General features: G+C 68.2%; 2 protein-coding genes. Both read left to right on the top strand.

What is annotated here, in order from left to right; translation table 11 throughout:
- On the top strand, window positions 1-373 hold a 373-nt coding region (locus tag IY392_RS19280; RefSeq protein ID WP_228549427.1), incomplete at its 5' end, for a hypothetical protein.
- 141 nt (window positions 374-514) lie between these two features.
- Window positions 515-1003, top strand: a 489-nt coding sequence (locus IY392_RS13990) for a wax ester/triacylglycerol synthase domain-containing protein (protein ID WP_304511153.1), incomplete at its 3' end; no start/stop codon positions are given.

The following is a 1003-nucleotide window of genomic DNA, read 5'->3' on the forward strand; positions in this document are numbered from 1 at the left end:
GGGGCGGGGGTCGGGTGACGAGCCGCTACCTCCCGGGCCGTGGCAACTCCTTCGTGCGCGGGGCCGGGCCCCGGTGGTGGCGACCCACTCGCGACGGCGGCAGGAGCGGGTCGAAGACAGGCACAGACCGTCGACGGCCAGCACGTCCTCGGAGATCGCCGCACCGATGCGCATAAAGAACGCACCGATGCTCATCACGAACGCACCGATGCTCATCACGAACGCACCGATGCGCATCAAGAACGCGCCGATGCTCATCACGAACGCACCGATGCTCACCACGAACGCGCCGGTCTCGCCGACGTTGCCGACGGTGTCCTTCCGGCCGATCGAGGTGACCGACGGGATCGCGGGTCAGTGCAGTAGACGGTGAAGAACGAGCACGGAGCGAGATCCCCCCAGGAAGGGCCGTGACACGGGTCACAACTGCTCTAGCCTGGGGCGGCGGCCACATCACGTGGACGGTGGTCGGCGTCCGCATGACGTGGACGGTGGGTGAGAGGGGTCGGGCAGGATGGCGGAGACGAGGGTTCGGATCCCACTGCGGGATCAGCTGTGGCTGATGATGGACCGACCGGACAATCTCATGTACATCAACTCGATCATGTGGTTCGCCGAGGTCCCCGACTGGGAGGCGGTCACCGAGGCGATCGCCACCCGGATGGTGGAGCCCCACCCGGTGTTCCGCCGGGTCCCGGTGCGGCGGGGCCGACGCTGGTACTGGCAGGACGATCCGGACTTCGACCTCTCCCGCCACCTGGTCCGCAGTCGCCTCCCCGAACCGGGCGGACGCGCCGAGGCCGAGGCGTACGTCGCCGCGCAGATGAGCAGGCCGCTCCCCGACGACCGCCCCATCTGGCGCACCGAGTTCATCGAGGGATATCACGGCCACGGGGGAGAGCAGGAGGGGGCGCTCATCCTGTTCCGGGTCCAGCACGGGATGGTCGACGGAATCCGGTTGTCCCAGCTGGTCCTGGGATTGTGTGACCACGAGGACGACGAC

Origin of the sequence: Dietzia sp. SYD-A1 (assembly GCF_015356725.1) — a bacterium.
Taxonomy (GTDB): Bacteria; Actinomycetota; Actinomycetes; order Mycobacteriales; family Mycobacteriaceae; genus Dietzia.